The following is a 20452-nucleotide window of genomic DNA, read 5'->3' as shown; positions in this document are numbered from 1 at the left end:
GTTTGCACATGATAATAGCCGTGAGCATTTTGCTGACGGCTTTTTATCCTTATATGGAAGTAAATGTAAACAAAATTACGAGATACCCTTGCTAGGCACATGCTTCATCTTGCTCAATTTCCAGCTCCCTAGCTCTTTAAGTAGAAAATAGACAATCTGACTTCCGTCTGATCTCTTATACAAGATATATCCGTCCCGTTTACCAAGAAAGGTCATCGGTAAAAGATACGATTGCTTTTGAATAGCCTCTTTTTGTGAAATTAATTCCTGATTAAACAAGAACAAAGCATTGTCAGGATCGTCTCGATATCGGTGAGCAATTTGGTAGTAACTCATTTGCTGATAGCCAGCCAGTTGGATATGAAAGTAATCTTCAAATTCTTTTTGTACTTGTTGCTCCTCCACCTTGCGTTTTGCCTCCCACTCGTCTCCTTGATGCGAGTAACCCGTCAATTGTACTCCATCTGGATGTACTGCTAGCTTGATCGTTTCAGTAGAAAAAGGTGGCGCATGATTTCCTTCATACGTTCTCACTTGAAAAACAGCTTCATAGGAGTGAGGCTGATTCATTGAACGCGATACACCTACGACTCTCACCGAGGATAAATCATACGCACGTGGATAGCCATAATAGTGAGTGATTGCTTTGATTACATGGGGATTCATCGTCAAGATAAGAGCACCTTGTATCGGTTCAGATGGTATGGGGGATGGTGGTTGAGCCCATGAGCTTTCTGAAGAGGTGGACACAGTAAAAAGAAGCACAGCAAAAGCAATTACCGCCATATGACCCCATCTATTTTTCCATTGCTTCATCTGCGATCATCTCCTTTTCTGTTAACCTGCCTCAAACCTCCTTGCTTTATGAAAAGAGTGAAAATCTCTTGCTCTCTTGCATGTTCTTTTTATCTAATCGTATGAAACAAGGCTAAATCTTTCAGGCAAAAAAGCACTCATATGCTTTGTTTCACCTGATCTAACATACTCTACTATCCACTTTGCTGTCAGAGGTGCTAAGAGAATCCCATTCCGATAATGTCCACAAGCTACCGTCAATCCAGTCCAGTCAGGCACAGGGCCCAAAATGGGGTGCCCATCAGCCGTAGCAGGTCGCAATCCAGCCCATGCTTGTAAAAATGGGGCTTGAGAGATTGCTGGTACGATTGACATTGCACCTTTCAATACTGTCGAGACACCATACACGGTTGTAGATCGCTCAAAGCCAGCCAAATCCTCCGTGGCACCAACAATGATACGACCATCTTGTTTAGGCACCAGATAACCATTTTTTCCAAAGACCACATGGGAAAGAGGCAAATTACTGGAGCCAACTGCTGCGATCTGCCCCCTCACTGGATAAACTGGTACATCCACTCCTACTTGACCCAAGATATCAGCAGCCCACGCTCCAGATGCTACAATAACGTGATTAGCTACCATCTCACCTTTGTTTGTCACTACACCAGTAATTTTATGTCCCGTCTGTTTTAATCCAATGACCGCTGTATTTTGTAGCAAATGAACATTTCGTTTTTCTGCTTGTATCACTAATGCTTCTAGTAACAAACAATTATTAATGTCTGCTTCGTGTGGGGAATAAATCGCCTGTCGTATCTTTTTTGATAAATGTGGTTCTCGTTCATGTACTTCTCTAGTGGATAACAATCGGATTTCATAACCTTCTGTCTTTTGCCACTGGTAGCGCTCTTGTAACCAATCCTCTTCCATTTCAGTCATGGCCACTGTCAGAATCCCTGCCGTAGATAGCTGGCAATCAATGCCCGTGGCTTCCCTCAGCTCTGAAACCCAATTATCATACAACTGCAAAGAACGTATACCCATATCAAGAAGCGGGCCCGGCTTAGTAAATTCTTTTAAAGGAGCAAGCATTCCAGCTGCTGCGACGGAGGCCTCTCCCCCAAACATACCCTGTTCAATGAGGGTAACAGCAATACCTGAGCTAGCGAGTTCGGTGGCAATCGATAAACCGATAATCCCTCCGCCCACCACAATAATATCTGAATAGCTCTTCATCATTCTTCACCCTTTCCTTTGTCTACTGAGTGGAGAAACAGTCGGCTGTCTACACAAAGAAATGAAAAAACCCACTTCTCCGCATAGGAAAAGTGGGTGAATAACCAACACCAAATCTAGCCACTTCCCTGCGCCAGCATGATCTGGATCAGGTAAAAAGGGTCAACAGACACGCTCTGTCCTCTCAGCCCTGCAAGTCAGGACTCCCCCAGTAGATCAATATGAAGTTATTAGTCTTCGTCTTTGTAATCATAGCTCTCGGGAATCGGCTCAAACTTCTCCGCCTCTTCAAAAGCCTTCAATCTCTCTAGCTCTTCCATATGGTAGGTAAACTGTTCTTTATTAATAAAGTAGTCCTCCCCATTATGGACGGCACGGATCCGTTTCTCTGCTATCTTTTCCCGTATAAACCATTCAGGCATATCTAGATAAGCAGCTGTTTCCTTAACACTTAAATACATGGTTTACTGTCCTTTTAGGCGGGCCTCCAGCTCAGCTTTCTGCTTTTCAAAACCTGGCTTGCCAAGTAGCGCGAACATGTTCGCTTTATAAGCCTCAACGCCAGGCTGATCAAATGGATTTACACCTAGCAGATAACCGCTGATGCCGCATGCTTTTTCAAAGAAATAAAGAAGCTCACCAATATGATACGCCGATAGTTCAGGCAATTCAACTACCAGATTGGGAACGCCCCCATCCATGTGCGCCAAGATAGTGCCTTCCATTGCTTTTTTGTTAACGAAGTCCATGCCTTTTCCACTCAGGAAGTTCAGACCATCCAAATTTGCAGCATCTAGCATGATTTCAACGTCAGTTGCTGGTTGCGCTACAGAAAGTACCGTTTCAAACAAATTACGAGAACCATCTTGAATAAACTGCCCCATAGAGTGCAGGTCAGCCGAGAAGTCAGCAGCAGCCGGGAAAATACCACGACCATCCTTGCCTTCAGATTCTCCAAATAGTTGTTTCCACCATTCGTTGAAATAATGGAATTGAGGTTCATAGCTTACCAGCATCTCTATTTGCTTGCCTTTTCGTAATAAGCAATTTCGGATAGCAGCATACTGGTAGCATTCATTTTCCCCAATAGCTGGGTTCATGTAGCGCTCACGTGCCGATTGTGCCCCACTCATCAATGCATCGATATCTGCTCCAGATACAGCGATAGGCAACAATCCTACTGCAGTCAAAACAGAGAAACGTCCACCAACGTTATCTGGAATAACAAAGCTCTCGTAGCCTTCTTCCATTGCTACTTGCTTCAAAGCTCCACGCGCTTTATCAGTTGTTGCATAAATACGCTTACGTGCTTCTTCTTTCCCATACTTTTTCTCCATGAACTCACGGAAAATACGGAAAGCGATGGCTGGCTCTGTTGTTGTTCCTGATTTGGAAATGACGTTCACAGATACTTCTTTGCCTTCAATGACCTGCATGAGGTGAGTCAAATAGACAGGGCTAATGTTATTACCCACGAAATAAATTTCAGGTGTTTTGCGTTGCTCTTTTGTCAAGGAGTTGTAGAATGTGTGCCCTAGCACGTCTATTACTGCTTTAGCACCCAGATAAGAGCCACCGATACCGATTACCAGCAATACATCAGAATCAGTTTTGATTTTTTCCGCAGCGGCTTTGATGCGTGCGTATTCCTCTTTATCGTATGTATCCGGTAAGTCTACCCAGCCTAGATAGTCGCTACCAGCCCCAGTACCCTCATGTAATTGCTGATGCGCTAGCTTTACAGCTGCTTCTAAATGGTGCATCTCGTGTTCTGAAACGAATGGCAATGACTTGTCATAACTAAAACGGATCGCTTTTGTCACTGTAATTCCCCCTGAATCGTAAGTTAAACATCTGAATGACTAGATGTTTCTATTGTACGCGATATCCTCTCTATTCTATCACGCAGATTTTAACGGAATCGCGTCATTTTGAAAATCAGTCTTTTCTTAAAATTATTATAATATTATCATTCTTTAAGATTTACAAAAAAAACCTAACTTTTTGTAACTATTTAGGACTTGATGCGTAAATCCTTTGTAAAGATATTTTTGAGGAGGCATTTATGAAGAAACGTTGGTGGGGTGTTATTGCAGCTGGAGTATTAGTAGTCGGCGCCTATGGTTATTTCAAATTTACCGCTGTCGACGCAACGGGCCTTCCTGTTTCCGTCACTTCTGTTGCAAAAGGAAGCATTGAAAATAAGGTAATGGCATCAGGAATGGTCAAAGCGAAACAAGAGGTTACTCTCTTCTCCCCAAATAATGGGACACTGTTGCAATTTAAGGTAGAAGAGGGTGACAATGTTACTGCAAATCAAGTGATCGGTAGTATTGATGTAACCGATCTGTCAAGCGAAATCGCATCCATTAATGCGCAGATCGCTTCGCAGCAAGCCGAATTAAGTCGTGTGAAATCAGGCAAAGAGCCAGAAACAATTGCACAACAAGAAGAGCGTGTTCGTCAAGAGAAAGACAAGGTTGCTTCTGCTGAGAAGGAATACAACCGTACAAAACAAATGGTCGAGGCTGGTGCTTCTCCAGCAACCGAATTGGACAAGGCTAAGGATTCCTTATCTCAAGCGCAATCATCTCTTAAAGTGTCCCAAAGCGAACTAGCCCTGAACAAAAAAGGTCCAAAGAGTACGGATATTGCTACTGTTCAAGCACAAATTAATCAGTTGAATGTAAAAAAAGCAGAGTTGGCTAAACAAAGCTCTCAAACCACTGTCGTAGCTCCATTTACAGGCACGGTTTTGAAAGTGAATGCTAAAAATGGTCAAGCTGTCACCAAAGGTACAGAAATTATTACGATGGGTGACTTGTCCAAATTACAAGTAGTAGCAGACATTAACGAGTCAGATGTAAAAGATATTAAAATAGGCCAAAAAGCATTAGTAAGTGGTACTTCCATGGGTAAGGAAAAAGCGGAAGCTACAGTAACCCGTATCTCACCTCTGGCAACCAAGCTTCAAAAAGGCGAAACAACCGGAAAAACCAAAGTAAATGTAACATTAGAATTAGATCAAGCCATCTCGGTGCTAAAACCTGGCTTTAATGTAGATGTAGACATTATGATCACGAACAAAGCCAACATTCTTGTTGTACCTTTCCAAGCTGTTGTTAATGATCCAAGCGGTTCATTCGTATGGGTAGTAGAAGACGGTATGGCGAAAAAGCGTCCTGTAAAAACAGGAACGGAAAGCGACTTGAATGTAGAAATCACTAGCGGTCTAAATGAGGGAGACAACGTGATCAGCAGTCCTTCTGTTGATTTAATGGAAGGCATTCCTGTTATGACAATGGAAGCTGGCATACCTGGAGCTGTATAGAAGGAGGGAGACTGATGTTAACCGTTACTGATATTCGCAAGACCTTTATGAACGGTGATTCTGAACTTCCCATCCTTAAAGGAGTTAATTTTACCGTTAATAAGGGCGAGTTCGTTGCAATCATGGGGCCTTCTGGTTCAGGTAAATCCACATTTATGAATATGCTGGGTTGTCTGGATCGTCCCTCTTCCGGTTCTTATGTACTGGATGGGGTAGAAGTCACCAAGTTAAATGAAAACCAACAAGCTGATCTTCGAAATCAAAAGATTGGTTTCGTCTTTCAGGCGTTTAATCTATTGCCACGTATTTCTGCGGCTCGCAATGTAGAATTGCCCATGCTTTATGCAGGCATCTCTGCTAGTGAACGTAAAAAACGTGCAGAAGAAGCTCTCATTAGTGTAGGTCTAAAAGAGCGCATGGATCACAAGCCACCACAGATGTCTGGTGGTCAAAAACAGCGTGTAGCCATCGCACGCTCTCTAGTTAACCGACCTGCTATTTTACTGGCGGACGAACCAACTGGGAACTTGGATAGCCGCTCTACAACAGAAGTTATGGCTATTTTTCAGGAATTACATGCACAAGGTGTTACCATCATTCTGGTTACGCATGAATTGGATACAGCTCAACACGCAGAACGTATTGTTGTCTTCAAAGATGGTGTGATCATTAAAGATGAAAAGGTAGAAGAACGACTCTTTGCTGTCGCAGATGAAAACGAGGTGTTCACTACATGAACCTCATAGAGAGCTTTCGAATTGCCATCGATGGTATCTGGTCTAATAAATTGCGTTCCATTTTAACAATGTTAGGTATTATTATCGGTATCGCTTCCGTTATTGCCATCATGACCATGGGTAAAGGCGGAAAAGCCATGATGACAAGTCAGTTTGGAAATGTTGCGGACGCAAAATTTACCGCGATGGTAAGCTGGCAGACTAACGAACCAACTAGTGAAGATGATTTGACTCTTGATGATGCCGATACGTTGGAAAGAATTAATCCTTACATAAAAAATGTCATGGCTCAAATCTATGGCGGTGGAACCATTAAGGATAAGAAAAAAGATATCAGCGCTCAAGTATTTGGTACAACAGCAAATCTTTTAGAAATAAATACAAGCTATAAGATTGAAAAAGGTCGTTTCTACACCAGAGATGACGACAAAGAGCAACGCGACGTCGTTGTATTAGACAAAGGTTTAGCTGATAAATTGTTTCCTCAAGGAAATGCTGTAGGAAATCGTATTTACATGTCAGATGCCTCCTTTGTAGTCATTGGGATACTAAAAAATGATATGCAAGGCTTTATGGGTGGTGGCATGCAGGATATCGTTTACATGCCTGCACGAACTTACTTGAATCATAATGAAAAAGCAGCCGTAAGCATGTTCCACATTCAAGCAAAATCAAATGCTACGATTGAATCCGCTATGGATTTCACCAAGCAATATCTAAATCGTGTTCATAAGCATGAAGATCATTATATGGTGAAAAACAGTGCGGATGACCTAAAAGAAATCACTAAAATGCTTGACATGCTAACGATGGTCTTCTCCGTTATCGCTGGGATTTCCCTATTAGTTGGTGGTATCGGGGTTATGAACATCATGCTAGTCTCTGTTACAGAACGTACACGCGAGATTGGGATTCGCAAAGCCTTAGGTGCCAAAAAACGGGATATTCTTACCCAATTTTTGATCGAATCCATTATTGTCTGCTTAATTGGTGGTAGTGTAGGGGTAGGTCTTGGTCTTGGACTAGCCTCCATTATTATCTCCTTCGCAGGTATGCCTCCTGTTACATCTTGGGAGAGTATTCTTATCGCATTTGGTTTTTCCAGTGCAATCGGGATTTTCTTTGGAATCTATCCTGCAAACAAAGCAGCCAAGCTGGATGCCATTGAAGCGTTACGTTACGAATAAATTCTTAGAGTAATTACAAAAATATAATACTGAACAGGCTGAATCCTAAGGGAAGCAGCCTGTTTTTTGTTGTTAATTTACAGATTTTTTCGATTTTTATAAAACCCCTTTACAAATTGGATAAATTAACTAAAATAAAGGTGTAAGGTTTTTGTACTGACCAGTCAAACTAAAAAGAGAGAAATGAAAAGAGGGACTCAACATGAAAAAAAGTATGTTAACTCTAGGAGTAGCTGTCGTAGGATCTTTAATGCTGGTAAGCTCTGCTTTTGCGGCAGAAGCAAATGAAGGGAACAAATTTTTGTTTCAATTACCTGCTAACACAGCTCAAACAGTAGCTGTACCAGTAGCTGACAAAGCTATCGAAAAATTCTTTCCAGCAATGACTCCAACTACTCAACAGCAAAACAATGTGATGGATTCAAACATCACGAAGTTTTACCCAGCTATGATGCCTGTGGCACCTCAAGCTGATCAGCCAGCGGCAGGAAGCATTCAAAAGTTCTTTCCAGCGATGATACCAGCAGCACAAGCAGCTCCAGTATCTGGCGATGATTCTATTAAAAAATTCTATCCAAACGTACTTCCAGAAACCACAAAAGAAGCTCCAACACAAAAACCAAGCCATATCATTTTTGGCTAATATAAATGGAAAAGCCCGCGAATATATGCGGGCTTTTTCTTATGAATGATAGGTAATCCTATTTTTTTGTGTCTTCCTCACGCATTTTTCGCGTATTTAGCCTGTCTACAATGGAGCGTCCTCGCTCACGTATAGATTCTTCCCGCACCTTTAGACTGGTCTTTTTCATCATTCCATTTTTAGAGGTGTCTGGACGTCGTTCTTCTGGTTTCAAGAGTACTTGCCGCCTCCCTTTTTTTCGTAATCCTGCAAAAGCTCGCCAAAGCTTTTATTTTTCTCTCGTTCTTCTAGTTCTTTACGACGTTTTTCTGCTTCTTCACGCGCTTGTCTTTCTTTTCCTTCCTTTAAATCCTTTTCCATCTGCTTTAACTTCCCTAAAGCATTTTCTCCTAGCAGCTCCTTTAAGCTGTTTCCTGATTTATGATCCGAACCCAAAGCATCTTGTGCTGGCTTCGTATGATTTTGTGTGCGATTCCCACGTTTTTTTGCCATAGTAAATACCACCCTTTCCAGCTTTATCTCTCATTTATTGTACCACTTTCGGTCATACTACAAGCGAGAAAATCATTGGAGGGATACAACATGGTACGTAACAAATCGAAAGACTTTGGAAAAACCGCTGACACACAAGGTCCTAAATCTCAATCCGAAGCTGTGCGCTCCGATGGTTCTATTAACGCCGAGCCACAAGAACGCATGAAAGAAAATCGATAACCTTTTTGACTACACATACAAGTCGTATAAAGGAGGTTTATCTATGAAAAGCAAGCCTCCAACTGATAGGAATCCACTTGCTGTTGATCAAACGATGCCCCATCAAATCAATGCACCTGATTTTAAGCAGGCCGATATTGCCATGCAGGCTCCCTTTGTTAACCAATACGGGATTACTATTGGCGATAGTGCCTATAATTCTGCCAATTCCCCTATAAACCATTGGTCTTGTAATATCGACCCTGCTATCATGGCAGGTCCAGAGTGGGTACATCCAACCAATGACATCGGTTGGAACACCAGTGAGAATCGTGAGCTATTGGAAAAGAAACAGCTTCACAAAGAAAAAGGTATGTTTGACCATTTGGATAAAGACGTAAGTTATTACACCGATTAGATAAATACCAGCATCTTTCCCAGCAAAGGAAAGATGCTGGTTTTTTATGCTACAATAAAGAAAAGCACCGGGAGCAACAGAAAGGAACGATAAAAATGAATGTACAACTAAAGATAACGCCTGAGTTCTCCCTGGCGTATCAAAAATATGCTGGGTTTACCCCTGGTGAAACCATCCGTCTTTATGTCAGAACCTCTGGGCCAGGAACAGGAGGATTGTTTTATGCTGTAGAAAAAGATCAGTATGAAGCAGACGATACCCTTTATGAAGTGGCAGGCCTACGCTTTATCATTCGCCCTAGTGATTTCTGGTATTTTGATGGTGGAACATTATCATATGATGAACAGCTAGGAGAATATGGATTTATGTTTACTAATCCAGGCTTGCAACCTTAACTGGAAACCATTCTGCTTGTTGAATCGTATTAATATGAAACCACGTATTTCCAGGAGGAATTAAAACCATGTCCGCCAAGTCCAAAAATGCAAATCGCTCCATTTTGGTAGCGATTGGAGTATTTTTATTGACGAAGTTTAAGTTTATTTTTCTTTTTTTAAAAGGATTTAAATTCACCGGAACCATTATCAGCATGGGATTTGCTCTTTATTTCTACGCTCTTGTATTCGGGTGGAAATTTGGAGTTGCTCTTATTTATTTGATTTTCATTCATGAATTAGGACATATAATTGCCGCGCGAATGAAAGGAATCAACACGGGCTTGCCGATGTTCATTCCTTTTGTAGGAGCATTCATTAATTTAAAAGAATTACCGCGCGATGCAAAAACAGAAGCTTTCCTAGCCTATGGAGGTCCGTTAGCCGGGTTAATCTCCTTCTTGCCTGCCATTCCGCTATATATCTATACGGAAGAACCGTTATGGGCACTAGTTATTCATTTGGGAGCGATTATTAATCTGTTTAATTTACTTCCTGTCTCTCCACTTGATGGAGGCCGTATCGTTGCGGTCCTGTCCCCTAACATCTGGTTTTTAGGCCTACTTGTTCTTGGGGCTTTTATATTCATTTCGCCAAGCCCTATGATCGTGCTTATTTTCATTTTTGGTATGTTTTCCTGGTGGTCCCATCTTACCGGCGATTACAGACATAAACGTCTCCAATATGAACGGGATAAATGGGCGCAGCTGTATCAGGAGATTTCACGTTGGATTCATCAACCTCTAACATCACAGGAGAGATATGATCTGCAGCGTGATTACATGCAAGCGCAACAACAACCTCATCAAAAAAAGCCCTTTATGTTTCCTTTGTTTCAGGAAGAAAAAAAGCTTGCTTATGAAAAAGTCCTGCTTACTCGCCAGTTCATTATGAAACGCTGGGAGTTGTTGGTTGCCCATGAGCAGGAGCAATATCGGAATGCCTGGAATCAATATGCAGATTCTACCGCATCGACTACAGAGGCTCAAGCCTTTAGTCAACACGATCAAGAGGCTGAGGGTCGTATTCACGATGCGGAGCAAGGTCCCTATCAGCCAGAGCCTGGAATCCTGCAACATACTATATCCATTACAGAAACAAAGCTCGCTGACATGGATAAAGAGTTGGAACGCCATGCTGGTTACTATGAGACGGACTCGGCTACCCGTTGGAAAGTGTTGATTGCTTATCTGGTCTTGGCTGGACTGCTAGCTGCTTTCTACTTCTATTCCGATCAAATGTTATTAGAATTAAGACAGGTAATGAAAACCACATAAGTAGATGCTGATAGAAAAAAAAAAGACAAAATCACCGCTTAATCGCAAGCAGGGATTTTGTCTTTTTGTTTGGAGAATGACCGAGTGAAGCAATGATCGGTCTATTGTTTCTTTTTAATGTGCGGTTGCATTTTTTTTACTAATTCTTCTTCATTATTTCCAATAAACCAACGTCCATTTGCATAAATAAAAGCTCGCTTTAAACAATGACCGCACATATTTTGACAGCCGATTTCTACTTTCGCACCCGGAACCATCTCTTTTAAACGTTCCGCGAATTCTTCGGCATTATATCCTTTGCACTCATCACAGATGCGTAGATCATTTGACATTCTACATGTTCCTTTCTACAGACGAAAGCCCAGTGTATCAGTAATCACTATAGCTGTTTTTTGCAATTGTCGCAACATCCTCATGGACATTCCACCAGGTTCCTGACTATTTGTGCCAGCTTCTTCATACCGACTTTCATGTGCTCGAAGCTGGCGTAGGAGTAAGAGAGTCGTAGATGAGTTTCGTCCAGCGGATCGTATAGATTACCTGGGTTTACTAATATTGATTGTTGCTGGAATTGACCAAGTAGCTAAATCTTTAAAATATTGTTCAAGCAAAGCTAGCATATAGTCTCTTCTATATCGCAATTGCTCTCTGACATAAAGTAAATGTTGTTCGTACAACCCGCTTGCCAGCCACTCGTACACGGTCCATTGTGATAAGGAACTTGACCTAGTACCTTGCCACTTGGGTTTTGAAAAGTAGGAATGGTTGTCTGTTGTTGTATACCTGCTAGTAGCGCCCGTTGGGATATTCCTTCTTCATCCATTTTTATCCCCTGCATTCGAATACCTGCAGAAGGAAGTAGATTTAACGAGTACAAATAAGAGGGTTTTTCCATCAACATGATTGCTCCAGGCTGCATCAACCCCATAGAAATCAACTGTAGCCCCTGTAAAGCCCCTGAGACGATCAAAATACATGAAGGCTTCACTTCTATTCCCTTATTAGCTAAATGCCTTCTGACCTCCATACGGGGCTTGTACAACCCTTTAGGCTCCTCATAACCAAGAGAAGGATTTTTTTTGCAACCTGTGCCAGCACCTGCTTCATTTTGACATGAGGATATAAATCACTAGATGGCTCTCCGGTTCCCAAACGTATCATGCCAGGAATAAATTCTGACCGATTAATTTCCTGAATCGTAGGAAGGTTAGGGACATGCCGGCATTCACATAACTAGGCCAATGAAGTGTAGTGAACGGATCTGGCTGTTGCACGACTATAGTGCCTTTTCCGCTTTTTCCTTGGATTAGCCCTTCCGCAGTCAATTCTTGAATCGCAGCGACAACAGTACTGCGATTCACTTGAAAGGCAAAATTGGATGCAGACATAAGTAATTCCTCTAGGTAAGATACATACAAAGAAAAAAAGAGGTGATGAAACATGGCACTCGCTTGGTTACATGGAATGATACTAGCATTTGGATTAATCTTGCCATTAGGTGTACAAAACATATTTATTTTTAATCAGGGGGCTACCCATAAGCAATTTACACGTGCTTTACCTGCCATTATTACAGCCAGTATTTGTGATATGGTTTTGATTTTACTCGCTGTCTTAGGAGTATCTATGCTTTTGTGGAAAATTGTATGGCTAAAGACGGCCTTTGTATTAGTGGGAGCTTGTTTTTTGCTATATTTGGGGTATATGACTTGGATATCTACGGCCAATGCGGCGACCGTGACCACCCACGCTTCGTTTACCTGGAGAAAGCAGGTCATGTTCGCAGCATCTGTCTCACTGTTAAATCCACATGCCATTATGGATACCATTGGTGTGATCGGAACCAGCTCAACAGCTTATACTGGTGATGAGAAAGTGGCCTTTACGGTTGCATGCATTCTTATTTCGTGGATTTGGTTCTTATCATTGGCATGGGCAGGTAGAATGTTAGGCAAAGTAGATAACACTGGTCGCATCATGCTTACAATTAATAAAATCGCAGCTATTCTTATCTGGCTAGCCGCGATTTATCTCATTTACTCTGGGCTCCCTATTTAGTGCAACACAGCAAATAGAAGAAAGATCATAAGTTGCAACGAACTTATTAAATAAAACAGAAACAACGCTTCTTTTGCAAACGTACTCTTCTTATTATGGCGTAACTGATAGAGATGATTAGCCATGCCAATTATGAATAGAAAGAGTAGCAAATACCAAATGCTGTTCATAATTCCTCCCCTATCAGTTGGACCACTTTAGTTGAACGATAAACTCTTCATGTTTTATAGAATAGCAGAAGATCGCTATCCGTATTCATAAAATTCCATAAAAGGTTATTCAAAAAGGTTTAGGAAAATGGGCCCTATCCGATCCATTTTCCTATCTCATTTTAACAAAACAAAAAGACCGTCTCTGGTATTATCCCCTTTGAGTAGACAGTGTAAAAAGCCCATCCACCTAGCGTTGGGTGCTACACTATCCTCGGAGGGGATTTTTCAGATCAAGAATTGGGTCAGGAAATACCGAGACGGAGATGGTCACGGGGAGGGTGGGTTTCAAAAGTAGCTCGGTTTTCGGTTTACCCTAACTTACTTAATCGAAAGTTCACAGCCGAAAAACCAAATCAATTGTATGTAACAGATATTACATTTGTAGCACTGAACGATCAATTTTATTACCTATCGGTAATCCAAGATCTCTTTAACAAGGAGGTTGTTTCCTGAAAGGTTTCCCATCGGAATGATTTAAAACTTGTTTTAGATACTCTGGAGCAGTTAGCAAAACAAAGAGACGTGCAGGAAGCCATCCTGCATTCTGATCAGGGCTTCCAATACACGTCTAAGCAGTCATTGAAAAGTACATATGGTTTTATAACCATGAACGATTTCAGAAAAAACTAAACCAGTGTGCCCCGGTCGAATACCGGAACACACTGGCTGCTTAGGCTTTTTTAATGCTGTCTACTTGACAGGGGTAAGTCCACTCTTGGCGGCCTTTTTGTTTGTTTTACTCAGATTTAATTCTTATACGATCTTATTTGTGCATTTCACTGCCTTTTTCCTTCTCAAAGTTACGCAGGATTGCCACTTCTACACGGCGGTTCGTTGCCCGACCATCATTCGTTTGGTTGGTAGCTACTGGCTGGAATTCACCAAAAGCACGCGCGCTAAACTTGCGAGGGTCCAGCTTTTTATTTTCCAATAGGATGGTCATAAAATTTAAAGCACGCTGAGAACTAAGTTCCCAGTTAGACGAGAATTGGCTATTTCTGATCGGTACAGTATCCGTGTGACCAGAAACTGTTACGCGTCTTCCATCTGGCTCCAATAACTTCGAAATCTCAGATGCCAAATTCCTTGCTTCCACTTTCACCTTTGCACTGCCTGATGCAAAAAGAGCATTGTCCATAATCGTGATTAATAAACCCTCATCTGTCACTTTTGTATGCAATTTGCCTGTAAGATTGTTAGATTCCAAGTAAGCGTCCAACTGTTTTTTAAGCTGATCCAGCTTCTCGGTTTCCTGCAGATATTTCATTTGTTGTTCATACTTATTCTTGTCAACAATCTGCTCATTTCCTCCAGGCTTCATGAGGGATTGCTCTTCTTGAGTAATTGGCTCAACCGGAGAAGGGAAATCTAGTACACTGACTCCGCCATTTAGAGCTGCATTAAACGACGCAGCCAATTGGCTAAACTTCTTGGCATCAACGGAGCTAGCCGCAAACAATACGATAAAGAGGGCTAATAGCAAGGTTAGCAAATCCGAATAAGGAATGAGCCATGTTTCATCAATATGCTCTTCATGCTTCTTTTTGCGTTTAGCCATTAAAGCCTACTCCCTCCTCGTTAGATCCCTCTTTCACTGCATGTCGTTCAACAACTGGGATATATACCAGCAGTTTTTGCTCGATAGCAGTCGGAGAAACCCCCGCCTGAATGGATAGCAATCCTTCGATCATGATTCGTTTTACTTCAACTTCGCGTTGTGATTTACGTTTTAATTTGTTAGCAAAGGGATGCCATAAAACGTAACCTGTGAAAATACCCAGCAACGTCGCGATAAAAGCCGCCGCGATAGAGTGTCCCAATGCCTCTACATCGGCGAGGTTTCCCAATGCCGCGATCAAACCAACAACCGCTCCCAGTACCCCTAGCGTTGGCGCATACGTACCTGCCTGAGTAAAAATAAGCGCACCACTTAAATGACGCTCTTCCATAGCATTAATTTCTTCATCCAGGACATCGCGTACAAATTCAGGTTCCCCACCGTCAATAATCATCTTCATACCATTGCGTAAAAACGGGTCCTGAATCTCATCTGCTGTATTTTCCAAAGCTAGCAATCCTTCACGTCTGGCGATGCCTGCCCACGTCATGAATTGGCTTATCAGTTCACGCTTATCGGGCTCCTTCTGATTAGTAAAAAGGATTTTCGTGATCTTGGGAATCCTTTTTATCTCTACCATAGGGAAGCCTATAAAAATAGTAGCAACCGTTCCGGCAATAATTATCAGAAAAGCAGCTGGGTTAATTAGAGCACCAAGACTAGCTCCCTTTAAGTACATCCCAACAAAGACAGCCAAGAACCCAAGAATAATTCCTATTACAGAAGACTTATCCATCAAGACACTCCCTATTCCCCGAAAATAATATCCCTATTTCTTATTTCGGTAAACAAGCCAGCAAGTATGAGTATAACTTGTCAGATAACGACATTTTTCCGTTATAAATAAACTCTCGTTCACGTTTCAGTCGTTTTTTAGCGTTTTTCAGACAAAAAACCCCAGGGATTTTGATAAAGCACCCTGGGCTTTTACGCATGTTCTTATTTTAAGAATTGCACTGTCGTACTTGTAGGTTCCAGAGCATCGAATGTAAATCCTTGCTTTTGCAAATCTGCAATCACCTGTGGCAAAGCTTTCAATGTACTCTCTTTTGCCTTAGTATCATGCATAAGGATAACAACCTCATGCTTGTTTGCACTACCATGCTTCACGTTATTTATGACTTCTTGCGGTGAATAGCTATTGGATCTGGCATCCCCCGAACTAACATTCCAATCAAAATAAGAATATCCTTGTTTCTTGACTTCTTTCACAATATCATTCATGACCCATTTGTTGGCTCCATAGACAGTAGCATCTTGTGCTTTCTTACTAACACCATTGTTGCTACCGCCAGGAAAACGAATCATACTTGGTTTTTGGCCGGTAATTTTCTGTATTTCTACTTCTGCTTGTTTTAAATCAGTAAAGAAAGCCTGAGGGTTTTTATAAATTTTGTTGTAATCATGGGAAAACGTATGGTTACCAATGGCATGACCCTCTGCCACCATTCTTTTCAAAATCGCTTCATTTCCTTTAACATTACGTCCTAAAACAAAGAACGTTGCTTTAATATTATGTTGCTTTAAAACATCCAGAATTTGAACAGTAACATTAGACGGGCCATCATCAAAGGTAAGATGCGCTACCTTTGGAGTAGATACCGGTTTCGTGGTTGTCGTGCCCGGATTTGGTGTCGGCGTCGTTGTATCTGGTTTTGGCTCCGGATTTGGTACAGGTGTCGTTACATCTGGTTTTGGCGTCGGTTTTGGTACCGGAGTCGTTGTAACTGGTTTCGGTTTCGGTTTGGTTACGGGTTTCGTTGTGTCTGGCTTTGGTTCAACCGTCGCTCTTTTACCTGAATCGACAATAGCTCCCATATATTCTTTGCCAATATCCTCGTAAATCAAATAAGGCAAGCGCTCCATTCTAAATGAATTGACCAAAGGAGCGTACAACGCTTCAAGTTCTTTCGGGGACGCCTGGCGTGCTAAGGCTTCTCTAAGTTCGCTACTCCCCATTATTTTGTCAAATTGAGCTATATTTAATGACTTATCATTACTTTTCACAACAGACGAAGTTAGTTGGTTCGCGTATGCCAAGACATAGATCCCTGTGCGCGCTGGATTGAAGGAATGGTAATCGGTAATTTGCAAACGAACACCACCAGCGGATCCTTTCATCTCTGGAACAAACATAACTCCTGGCAAATCTGCATCGTTTAGCATCTTAGCCAATTGATTTGCTGGAATGCCATCTGCTCCCACCCATTTAAAGTTGTCCGCGTTCTTTAATCCTATCCCTTCTCCCAGTCCCGTTGCTAGATAGCCAAAGGCAGAAGCTAGTCCCGGAACTCGTGGGGAGCTTTGCACCCATTTAAGTCCAGTATCCTGAAAGATCATACCTCTTGCATAGTAATCCATAGGGATAATGGTTAGATGAGCACCCGTTTTTCTGTTAAAGTACTGTGCTATTTCCCCTATCGTCATTCCGTGTGCTAATGGTAATTCATCCACACCAACGAAACTTGGGTAAGGAGGCTCTAGTACTGGACCATCAACAATTTTTCCACCTAACGGATTGGGACGATCCAGAACAATCAGTGGTTTGTTATTCTCTTTTGCCGCCTCCATCGCATCACGCAATGTGGATATATCCATGTAGGTTCTCGCTCCTATACCCTGCATGTCATACAACAAGACATCAACATTTTTTAGCATATTTGGGGTTGGCTTTCTGGTTTTACCATATAAGCTGTAGACAGGAATATTCCAATCTTTATGTATATAAGATTCCACATAGGCTCCAGCCGAAGCCTGCCCATCTATTCCATGCTCTGGTCCATATAAAGCCGCCAATGTAGCATTATGATAATTGGCCAGAACGGTAATAATGCTTTGTCCTTGACTGTTAATTCCTGTTTGGTTGGTAATCAACCCGATCCTTTTCCCGTCAATGAGATGATGATACTTAGTTATTAGTACATCATTACCCAGCCTGATACTTGGCGGATTCGCATAGGAATTTCGATCTGAGACGAGCATCAGCATAATCAGACATGTGAGAAAAAGTATACCTTTGCGCATAATTTATAAATTCCTTCCTACGAAATGATTGCGAAATATATGAATAAACTTCTATTAAATGAGACTCTATTTTTAACAAATAGTTTCAGTTAATGGGAAAAAATAAGTCGATTATTGTAAAACTTGGGTAAAACGTTTTATTTTGCTGAAAAATCCATTAGTAACGAGTAAAAAAACGACTGATCTTGACATCTAAGCCAGCCGTTTTTGTCCTTGTCACATATTGTCTATGAACAAGCGATACTGGAGATATAACCATATTTACAGCCCAATGACACAGCAGATAACCATTAAAATAACATAGGCAAATCGTTCATAGCGTTCTTCTAACATTGATAACACTCCTCTTTTGGAATAAACCAGTTTTTTTAGATGTAGACAACAGTTTTTCCCTTGGTAAAATATATGAAAGTAAGGGCAATATTGCTATAATTTTGGGCCATAGTCATGGCAAACCTTGAAAGGCAGGCGAGTGTATGAAACAAATTCCTTCCTTACGTCCTAAAATTCGAAGCAGATTACGTATTTGGCTTGGCACCACCTATTACCGTTTAAGGCGCTATGGGGAATGGTATCTTAGTGATACACGCTTTGCGTTGAAAAAAAGTCCTGAGCTTTTACCTGTACCCGTTTTCTCACATCAGACCCCGCTATTACGTAAACTCAAAAATGTCGATATGTGGCTTCAGCACAATAAAATTCATAACTTACGTTTGGCTATTCAATCGTTAGACGGTATACTTATTCAACCTGGGGAGACGTTTTCTTACTGGAGATTATTGAAGAAACCAACAAAAAAACGAGGCTATGTAGATGGGATGCAACTCTTTTACGGGCAAGTAAAACTAGGAGTAGGTGGAGGGCTTTGTCAATTATCCAATCTCATCTATTGGATGACACTACACACCCCTTTAAAAGTAACGGAGCGCTATCGACATAGTTATGATGTATTCCCAGATTCTAATAGGACACAACCATTTGGGAGTGGGGCCACCTGTGCTTATAACTACATGGATTTACGCATCAAAAATGAGACAAAGCATTCCTATCAACTGCATCTTTACATGACAGAAGACACTTTAGTTGGGGAGTGGAGAACCCTTTATCCACATCCGTACGTTTATGAAATCTATGAGCGATCCCATGAAATACAGCCAGCTTATTGGGGAGGATATACGAGGCATAATGAGCTTTATCGTCGTGTCTATACCCTGGATGGTACGCTTACTGACGATTTTTTTATCGCCGAGAATCATGCACTGATGATGTATGAACCACTTTTACCTCCAGCAAAAAACCCGACTCCTGAAGAAGCAGACGGGTCTTAGGTACGTTTAGGATTTTCCGATGGTTAAAAGATTCACACTTACAAAATCATTTTTTGTAGATGCAAATCTCGTCTGTTTCTCAAATCGAAATATTCTGTTCCCTTTCGCACAAATGGTCGCATGGGCTCGTCTGCATAAATGAGGACGATCTCTACTTCATCGCCATTACTAAGCAAAGCGCGACTTCCGATATACATCGAGATAATCGACTGCATGAATTTTGAAACAATTTTTGGGTTTAATTTGCCTTTGCATGCATCGTTCCATATGAATTGGGCTGCTTCAAACGGTGATGTACGTTCTTTATAAATCCGATCAGAACAAATAGCATCAAACATATCAGCGACTGCCACGATCTGACAGGATAAGGGGATTTCATCTCCCTGACGTTTCTCAGGATAGCCGCTACCATCCATTCGCTCATGATGAAGCAAAGCAATTTGAGCAAATATTTCAGGAAAATCTGCTGACTTCCTGAAAAGCTCGTATCCGTACACCGTGTGTAGCTTCATGGTATCAAACTCTTCATCTGTTAATCGATCTGGCTTCATTAAGATTTCTGAGGGGACCATCATTTTCCCAATATCATGCAGTAATCCAGCAACCCCCATCATGTGTACTTCTTCTTGAGACATGCCCATCAGATTAGAAATAGTTGCTGATAAAATACCCACATTGATTGAATGTCGATAGGTGTAATTTTCTGATCCTTCCAACAAATAGAGAGAGCGAAACAAGTCTCCTTGGCTCATCACTTGAGCACGCAGTGTTTCATATAATTGTTCAAATTCATTGATGGGAGGCATGTACTGGTGTGTAACAGAGGTGTATAAGTTCTTTAAGGTTTGCGTGGCGTCCATATAGGTTTCAACCAATTGCTTATTAGCGGAAACCTGCTGTAATTGCTTACGTAGATACCGATCATCTTCTTGATTGTGGGGAATCTCTCTTACGTTAACCGATTGAAAGCCGTTTCCTTTTAATTTGGCGATTTCTTTGGAGGTTAGCACTGTGCCTTTTGAGAGAAGAAGCACTCCATATGTGTTATAAATATCCTCCGCCAGCACTCTCCCTTCCAGACTTAAATCCATATGTACCTGAACCAACGCCCTTTCCCCCTTTTTTGTATCCTCTTTACAAATATCGGTAAAATATAGTAATAAGTGAAATATTTTTCTAAGAAGTAGGTCAAACAAAAACAAAAAGCTGGAGACTCTAATCGAGCTTCCAGCTTTCCTCTATCTAGCTTGTGGAATTGTCTCTTTTTCTTATCGACGAAGTATGCTCCTGCTCACTAGAATCAGGCAAACAGCACGCCGATAAGCATTTTTTCTCTTCACTGCATCCAGAGCATTTTCCCTTTTTACTCTTTTGAACATAACGCCACAGAGTCCATGCTGCATAACCAAAAATTAGCGTACCAATAACAAAATTAATTACCATGTTAAGCATCATTTT

At 41.5% G+C, this 20452-nt stretch carries 22 protein-coding genes, 1 pseudogene and 1 riboswitch; of the genes and pseudogenes, 11 read left to right on the top strand and 12 right to left on the bottom strand.

The window, feature by feature from the left end; all coding sequences use genetic code 11:
- Positions 1-75: 75 nt before the first annotated feature.
- From EEL30_09740 to EEL30_09725, 4 genes are all read right to left on the bottom strand, one after another.
- Positions 76-816 (bottom strand): DUF3888 domain-containing protein, encoded by a 741-nt coding sequence (locus EEL30_09740; GenBank protein ID QDX92577.1) that lies wholly within the window; start codon positions 814-816, stop codon positions 76-78.
- 93 nt (positions 817-909) lie between these two features.
- Entirely contained in the window at positions 910-2034 is a 1125-nt protein-coding gene (thiO, locus tag EEL30_09735; GenBank protein ID QDX95724.1) for a glycine oxidase ThiO, read from the bottom strand.
- 108 nt (positions 2035-2142) lie between these two features.
- Positions 2143-2254: riboswitch (TPP riboswitch) on the bottom strand.
- A gap of 10 nt (positions 2255-2264) precedes the next feature.
- Positions 2265-2495, bottom strand: a complete 231-nt coding sequence (locus EEL30_09730) for a DNA-binding protein (protein ID QDX92576.1) — start codon at positions 2493-2495, stop codon at positions 2265-2267.
- A gap of 3 nt (positions 2496-2498) precedes the next feature.
- A complete protein-coding gene (locus tag EEL30_09725; GenBank protein ID QDX92575.1) occupies positions 2499-3857 on the bottom strand; it encodes a glucose-6-phosphate isomerase in 1359 nt (452 codons plus the stop codon).
- A 242-nt stretch (positions 3858-4099) separates the two neighbouring features.
- Here EEL30_09725 and EEL30_09720 point away from each other — a divergent pair, with 242 nt between their 5' ends.
- The 4 genes from EEL30_09720 (at position 4100) to EEL30_09705 (ending at position 7932) form a co-directional block, all read left to right on the top strand.
- A complete protein-coding gene (locus EEL30_09720) occupies positions 4100-5365 on the top strand; it encodes an efflux RND transporter periplasmic adaptor subunit (GenBank protein QDX92574.1) in 1266 nt (421 codons plus the stop codon).
- A gap of 14 nt (positions 5366-5379) precedes the next feature.
- A complete protein-coding gene (locus EEL30_09715; GenBank protein QDX92573.1) occupies positions 5380-6102 on the top strand; it encodes an ABC transporter ATP-binding protein in 723 nt (240 codons plus the stop codon).
- The gene (locus EEL30_09710; GenBank protein QDX92572.1) at positions 6099-7289 is read left to right on the top strand and encodes an FtsX-like permease family protein; all 1191 of its coding nucleotides are present in this window, start codon (positions 6099-6101) and stop codon (positions 7287-7289) included. The genes EEL30_09715 and EEL30_09710 overlap by 4 nt, the downstream gene beginning before the upstream one ends.
- Positions 7290-7491: 202 nt before the next feature.
- Complete coding sequence (locus EEL30_09705; protein ID QDX92571.1) at positions 7492-7932, top strand: hypothetical protein; 441 nt, start codon at positions 7492-7494, stop codon at positions 7930-7932.
- A gap of 210 nt (positions 7933-8142) precedes the next feature.
- Here EEL30_09705 and EEL30_09700 read toward each other — a convergent pair whose 3' ends face one another.
- The gene (locus EEL30_09700) at positions 8143-8424 is read right to left on the bottom strand and encodes a DUF3886 domain-containing protein (GenBank protein ID QDX92570.1); all 282 of its coding nucleotides are present in this window, start codon (positions 8422-8424) and stop codon (positions 8143-8145) included.
- A 90-nt stretch (positions 8425-8514) separates the two neighbouring features.
- On the opposite strand from EEL30_09700, the gene EEL30_09695 reads away from it, so the two are divergent.
- From EEL30_09695 to EEL30_09680, 4 genes are all read left to right on the top strand, one after another.
- Entirely contained in the window at positions 8515-8646 is a 132-nt protein-coding gene (locus EEL30_09695) for a spore protein (protein QDX92569.1), read from the top strand.
- A 43-nt stretch (positions 8647-8689) separates the two neighbouring features.
- Complete coding sequence (locus EEL30_09690; protein ID QDX92568.1) at positions 8690-9043, top strand: DUF3905 domain-containing protein; 354 nt, start codon at positions 8690-8692, stop codon at positions 9041-9043.
- Between the two features lie 95 nt (positions 9044-9138).
- On the top strand, positions 9139-9438 hold the full coding sequence (locus tag EEL30_09685; GenBank protein QDX92567.1) for a (Fe-S)-binding protein: 300 nt from the start codon (positions 9139-9141) through the stop codon (positions 9436-9438).
- Positions 9439-9506: 68 nt separating this feature from the next.
- Positions 9507-10754, top strand: coding sequence for a site-2 protease family protein (locus EEL30_09680; protein QDX92566.1), 1248 nt, complete (start codon positions 9507-9509; stop codon positions 10752-10754).
- A gap of 101 nt (positions 10755-10855) precedes the next feature.
- Here EEL30_09680 and EEL30_09675 read toward each other — a convergent pair whose 3' ends face one another.
- Complete coding sequence (locus EEL30_09675) at positions 10856-11086, bottom strand: DUF1450 domain-containing protein (protein QDX92565.1); 231 nt, start codon at positions 11084-11086, stop codon at positions 10856-10858.
- Between the two features lie 80 nt (positions 11087-11166).
- Positions 11167-12265 (bottom strand): annotated as a pseudogene (locus EEL30_09670) (PLP-dependent aminotransferase family protein).
- Between EEL30_09670 and EEL30_09665 the strand changes: the two are divergent.
- The gene (locus EEL30_09665; protein QDX95723.1) at positions 12195-12812 is read left to right on the top strand and encodes an amino acid transporter; all 618 of its coding nucleotides are present in this window, start codon (positions 12195-12197) and stop codon (positions 12810-12812) included. The pseudogene EEL30_09670 and the gene EEL30_09665 sit on opposite strands and share 71 nt — an antisense overlap.
- 790 nt (positions 12813-13602) lie before the next feature.
- Entirely contained in the window at positions 13603-13698 is a 96-nt protein-coding gene (locus EEL30_09660) for a hypothetical protein (protein QDX95722.1), read from the top strand.
- 89 nt (positions 13699-13787) lie between these two features.
- Here EEL30_09660 and motB read toward each other — a convergent pair whose 3' ends face one another.
- From motB to EEL30_09645, 3 genes are all read right to left on the bottom strand, one after another.
- Positions 13788-14582 carry a flagellar motor protein MotB gene (gene motB / locus EEL30_09655; GenBank protein QDX92564.1) on the bottom strand — a complete coding sequence of 265 codons (795 nt, stop codon included), beginning with the start codon at positions 14580-14582 and terminating at the stop codon, positions 13788-13790.
- A complete protein-coding gene (gene motA, locus EEL30_09650; GenBank protein QDX92563.1) occupies positions 14575-15378 on the bottom strand; it encodes a flagellar motor protein MotA in 804 nt (267 codons plus the stop codon). Before motA ends, motB begins: the two co-directional genes overlap by 8 nt.
- A 203-nt stretch (positions 15379-15581) precedes the next feature.
- Complete coding sequence (locus EEL30_09645; protein QDX92562.1) at positions 15582-17666, bottom strand: DUF1343 domain-containing protein; 2085 nt, start codon at positions 17664-17666, stop codon at positions 15582-15584.
- 476 nt (positions 17667-18142) lie between these two features.
- Here EEL30_09645 and EEL30_09640 point away from each other — a divergent pair, with 476 nt between their 5' ends.
- Entirely contained in the window at positions 18143-18994 is an 852-nt protein-coding gene (locus tag EEL30_09640) for a vancomycin resistance protein (protein ID QDX92561.1), read from the top strand.
- Positions 18995-19032: 38 nt separating this feature from the next.
- Here EEL30_09640 and EEL30_09635 read toward each other — a convergent pair whose 3' ends face one another.
- A complete protein-coding gene (locus tag EEL30_09635; GenBank protein QDX92560.1) occupies positions 19033-20100 on the bottom strand; it encodes an HD-GYP domain-containing protein in 1068 nt (355 codons plus the stop codon).
- Between the two features lie 136 nt (positions 20101-20236).
- On the bottom strand, positions 20237-20437 hold the full coding sequence (locus EEL30_09630) for a FeoB-associated Cys-rich membrane protein (protein ID QDX95721.1): 201 nt from the start codon (positions 20435-20437) through the stop codon (positions 20237-20239).
- Between the last annotated feature and the right edge of the window lie 15 nt (positions 20438-20452).

It is taken from the genome of Brevibacillus laterosporus (assembly GCA_007833815.1).
In the GTDB taxonomy this organism is placed as follows: domain Bacteria; phylum Bacillota; class Bacilli; order Brevibacillales; family Brevibacillaceae; genus Brevibacillus_B; species Brevibacillus_B laterosporus_D.
The sequence above is the reverse complement of the archived record's forward strand: the minus strand, read 5'-3'. Positions and strand labels throughout refer to the sequence as shown.

Bases quoted from the DNA above. Each gene is read 5' to 3' on its own strand.
- thiO (QDX95724.1), bottom strand. From the start codon at position 2,034: ATGAAGAGCTATTCAGATATTATTGTGGTGGGCGGAGGGATTATCGGT.
- EEL30_09690 (QDX92568.1), top strand. From the start codon at position 8,690: ATGAAAAGCAAGCCTCCAACTGATAGGAATCCACTTGCTGTTGATCAA.
- EEL30_09645 (QDX92562.1), bottom strand. From the start codon at position 17,666: ATGCGCAAAGGTATACTTTTTCTCACATGTCTGATTATGCTGATGCTC.
- EEL30_09630 (QDX95721.1), bottom strand. From the start codon at position 20,437: ATGGTAATTAATTTTGTTATTGGTACGCTAATTTTTGGTTATGCAGCA.
- EEL30_09695 (QDX92569.1), top strand. From the start codon at position 8,515: ATGGTACGTAACAAATCGAAAGACTTTGGAAAAACCGCTGACACACAA.
- EEL30_09675 (QDX92565.1), bottom strand. From the start codon at position 11,086: ATGTCAAATGATCTACGCATCTGTGATGAGTGCAAAGGATATAATGCC.
- EEL30_09705 (QDX92571.1), top strand. From the start codon at position 7,492: ATGAAAAAAAGTATGTTAACTCTAGGAGTAGCTGTCGTAGGATCTTTA.
- EEL30_09710 (QDX92572.1), top strand. From the start codon at position 6,099: ATGAACCTCATAGAGAGCTTTCGAATTGCCATCGATGGTATCTGGTCT.
- EEL30_09680 (QDX92566.1), top strand. From the start codon at position 9,507: ATGTCCGCCAAGTCCAAAAATGCAAATCGCTCCATTTTGGTAGCGATT.
- EEL30_09715 (QDX92573.1), top strand. From the start codon at position 5,380: ATGTTAACCGTTACTGATATTCGCAAGACCTTTATGAACGGTGATTCT.
- EEL30_09740 (QDX92577.1), bottom strand. From the start codon at position 816: ATGAAGCAATGGAAAAATAGATGGGGTCATATGGCGGTAATTGCTTTT.
- EEL30_09730 (QDX92576.1), bottom strand. From the start codon at position 2,495: ATGTATTTAAGTGTTAAGGAAACAGCTGCTTATCTAGATATGCCTGAA.
- EEL30_09685 (QDX92567.1), top strand. From the start codon at position 9,139: ATGAATGTACAACTAAAGATAACGCCTGAGTTCTCCCTGGCGTATCAA.
- motA (QDX92563.1), bottom strand. From the start codon at position 15,378: ATGGATAAGTCTTCTGTAATAGGAATTATTCTTGGGTTCTTGGCTGTC.
- EEL30_09700 (QDX92570.1), bottom strand. From the start codon at position 8,424: ATGGCAAAAAAACGTGGGAATCGCACACAAAATCATACGAAGCCAGCA.
- EEL30_09640 (QDX92561.1), top strand. From the start codon at position 18,143: ATGAAACAAATTCCTTCCTTACGTCCTAAAATTCGAAGCAGATTACGT.
- EEL30_09665 (QDX95723.1), top strand. From the start codon at position 12,195: ATGGCACTCGCTTGGTTACATGGAATGATACTAGCATTTGGATTAATC.
- EEL30_09720 (QDX92574.1), top strand. From the start codon at position 4,100: ATGAAGAAACGTTGGTGGGGTGTTATTGCAGCTGGAGTATTAGTAGTC.
- motB (QDX92564.1), bottom strand. From the start codon at position 14,582: ATGGCTAAACGCAAAAAGAAGCATGAAGAGCATATTGATGAAACATGG.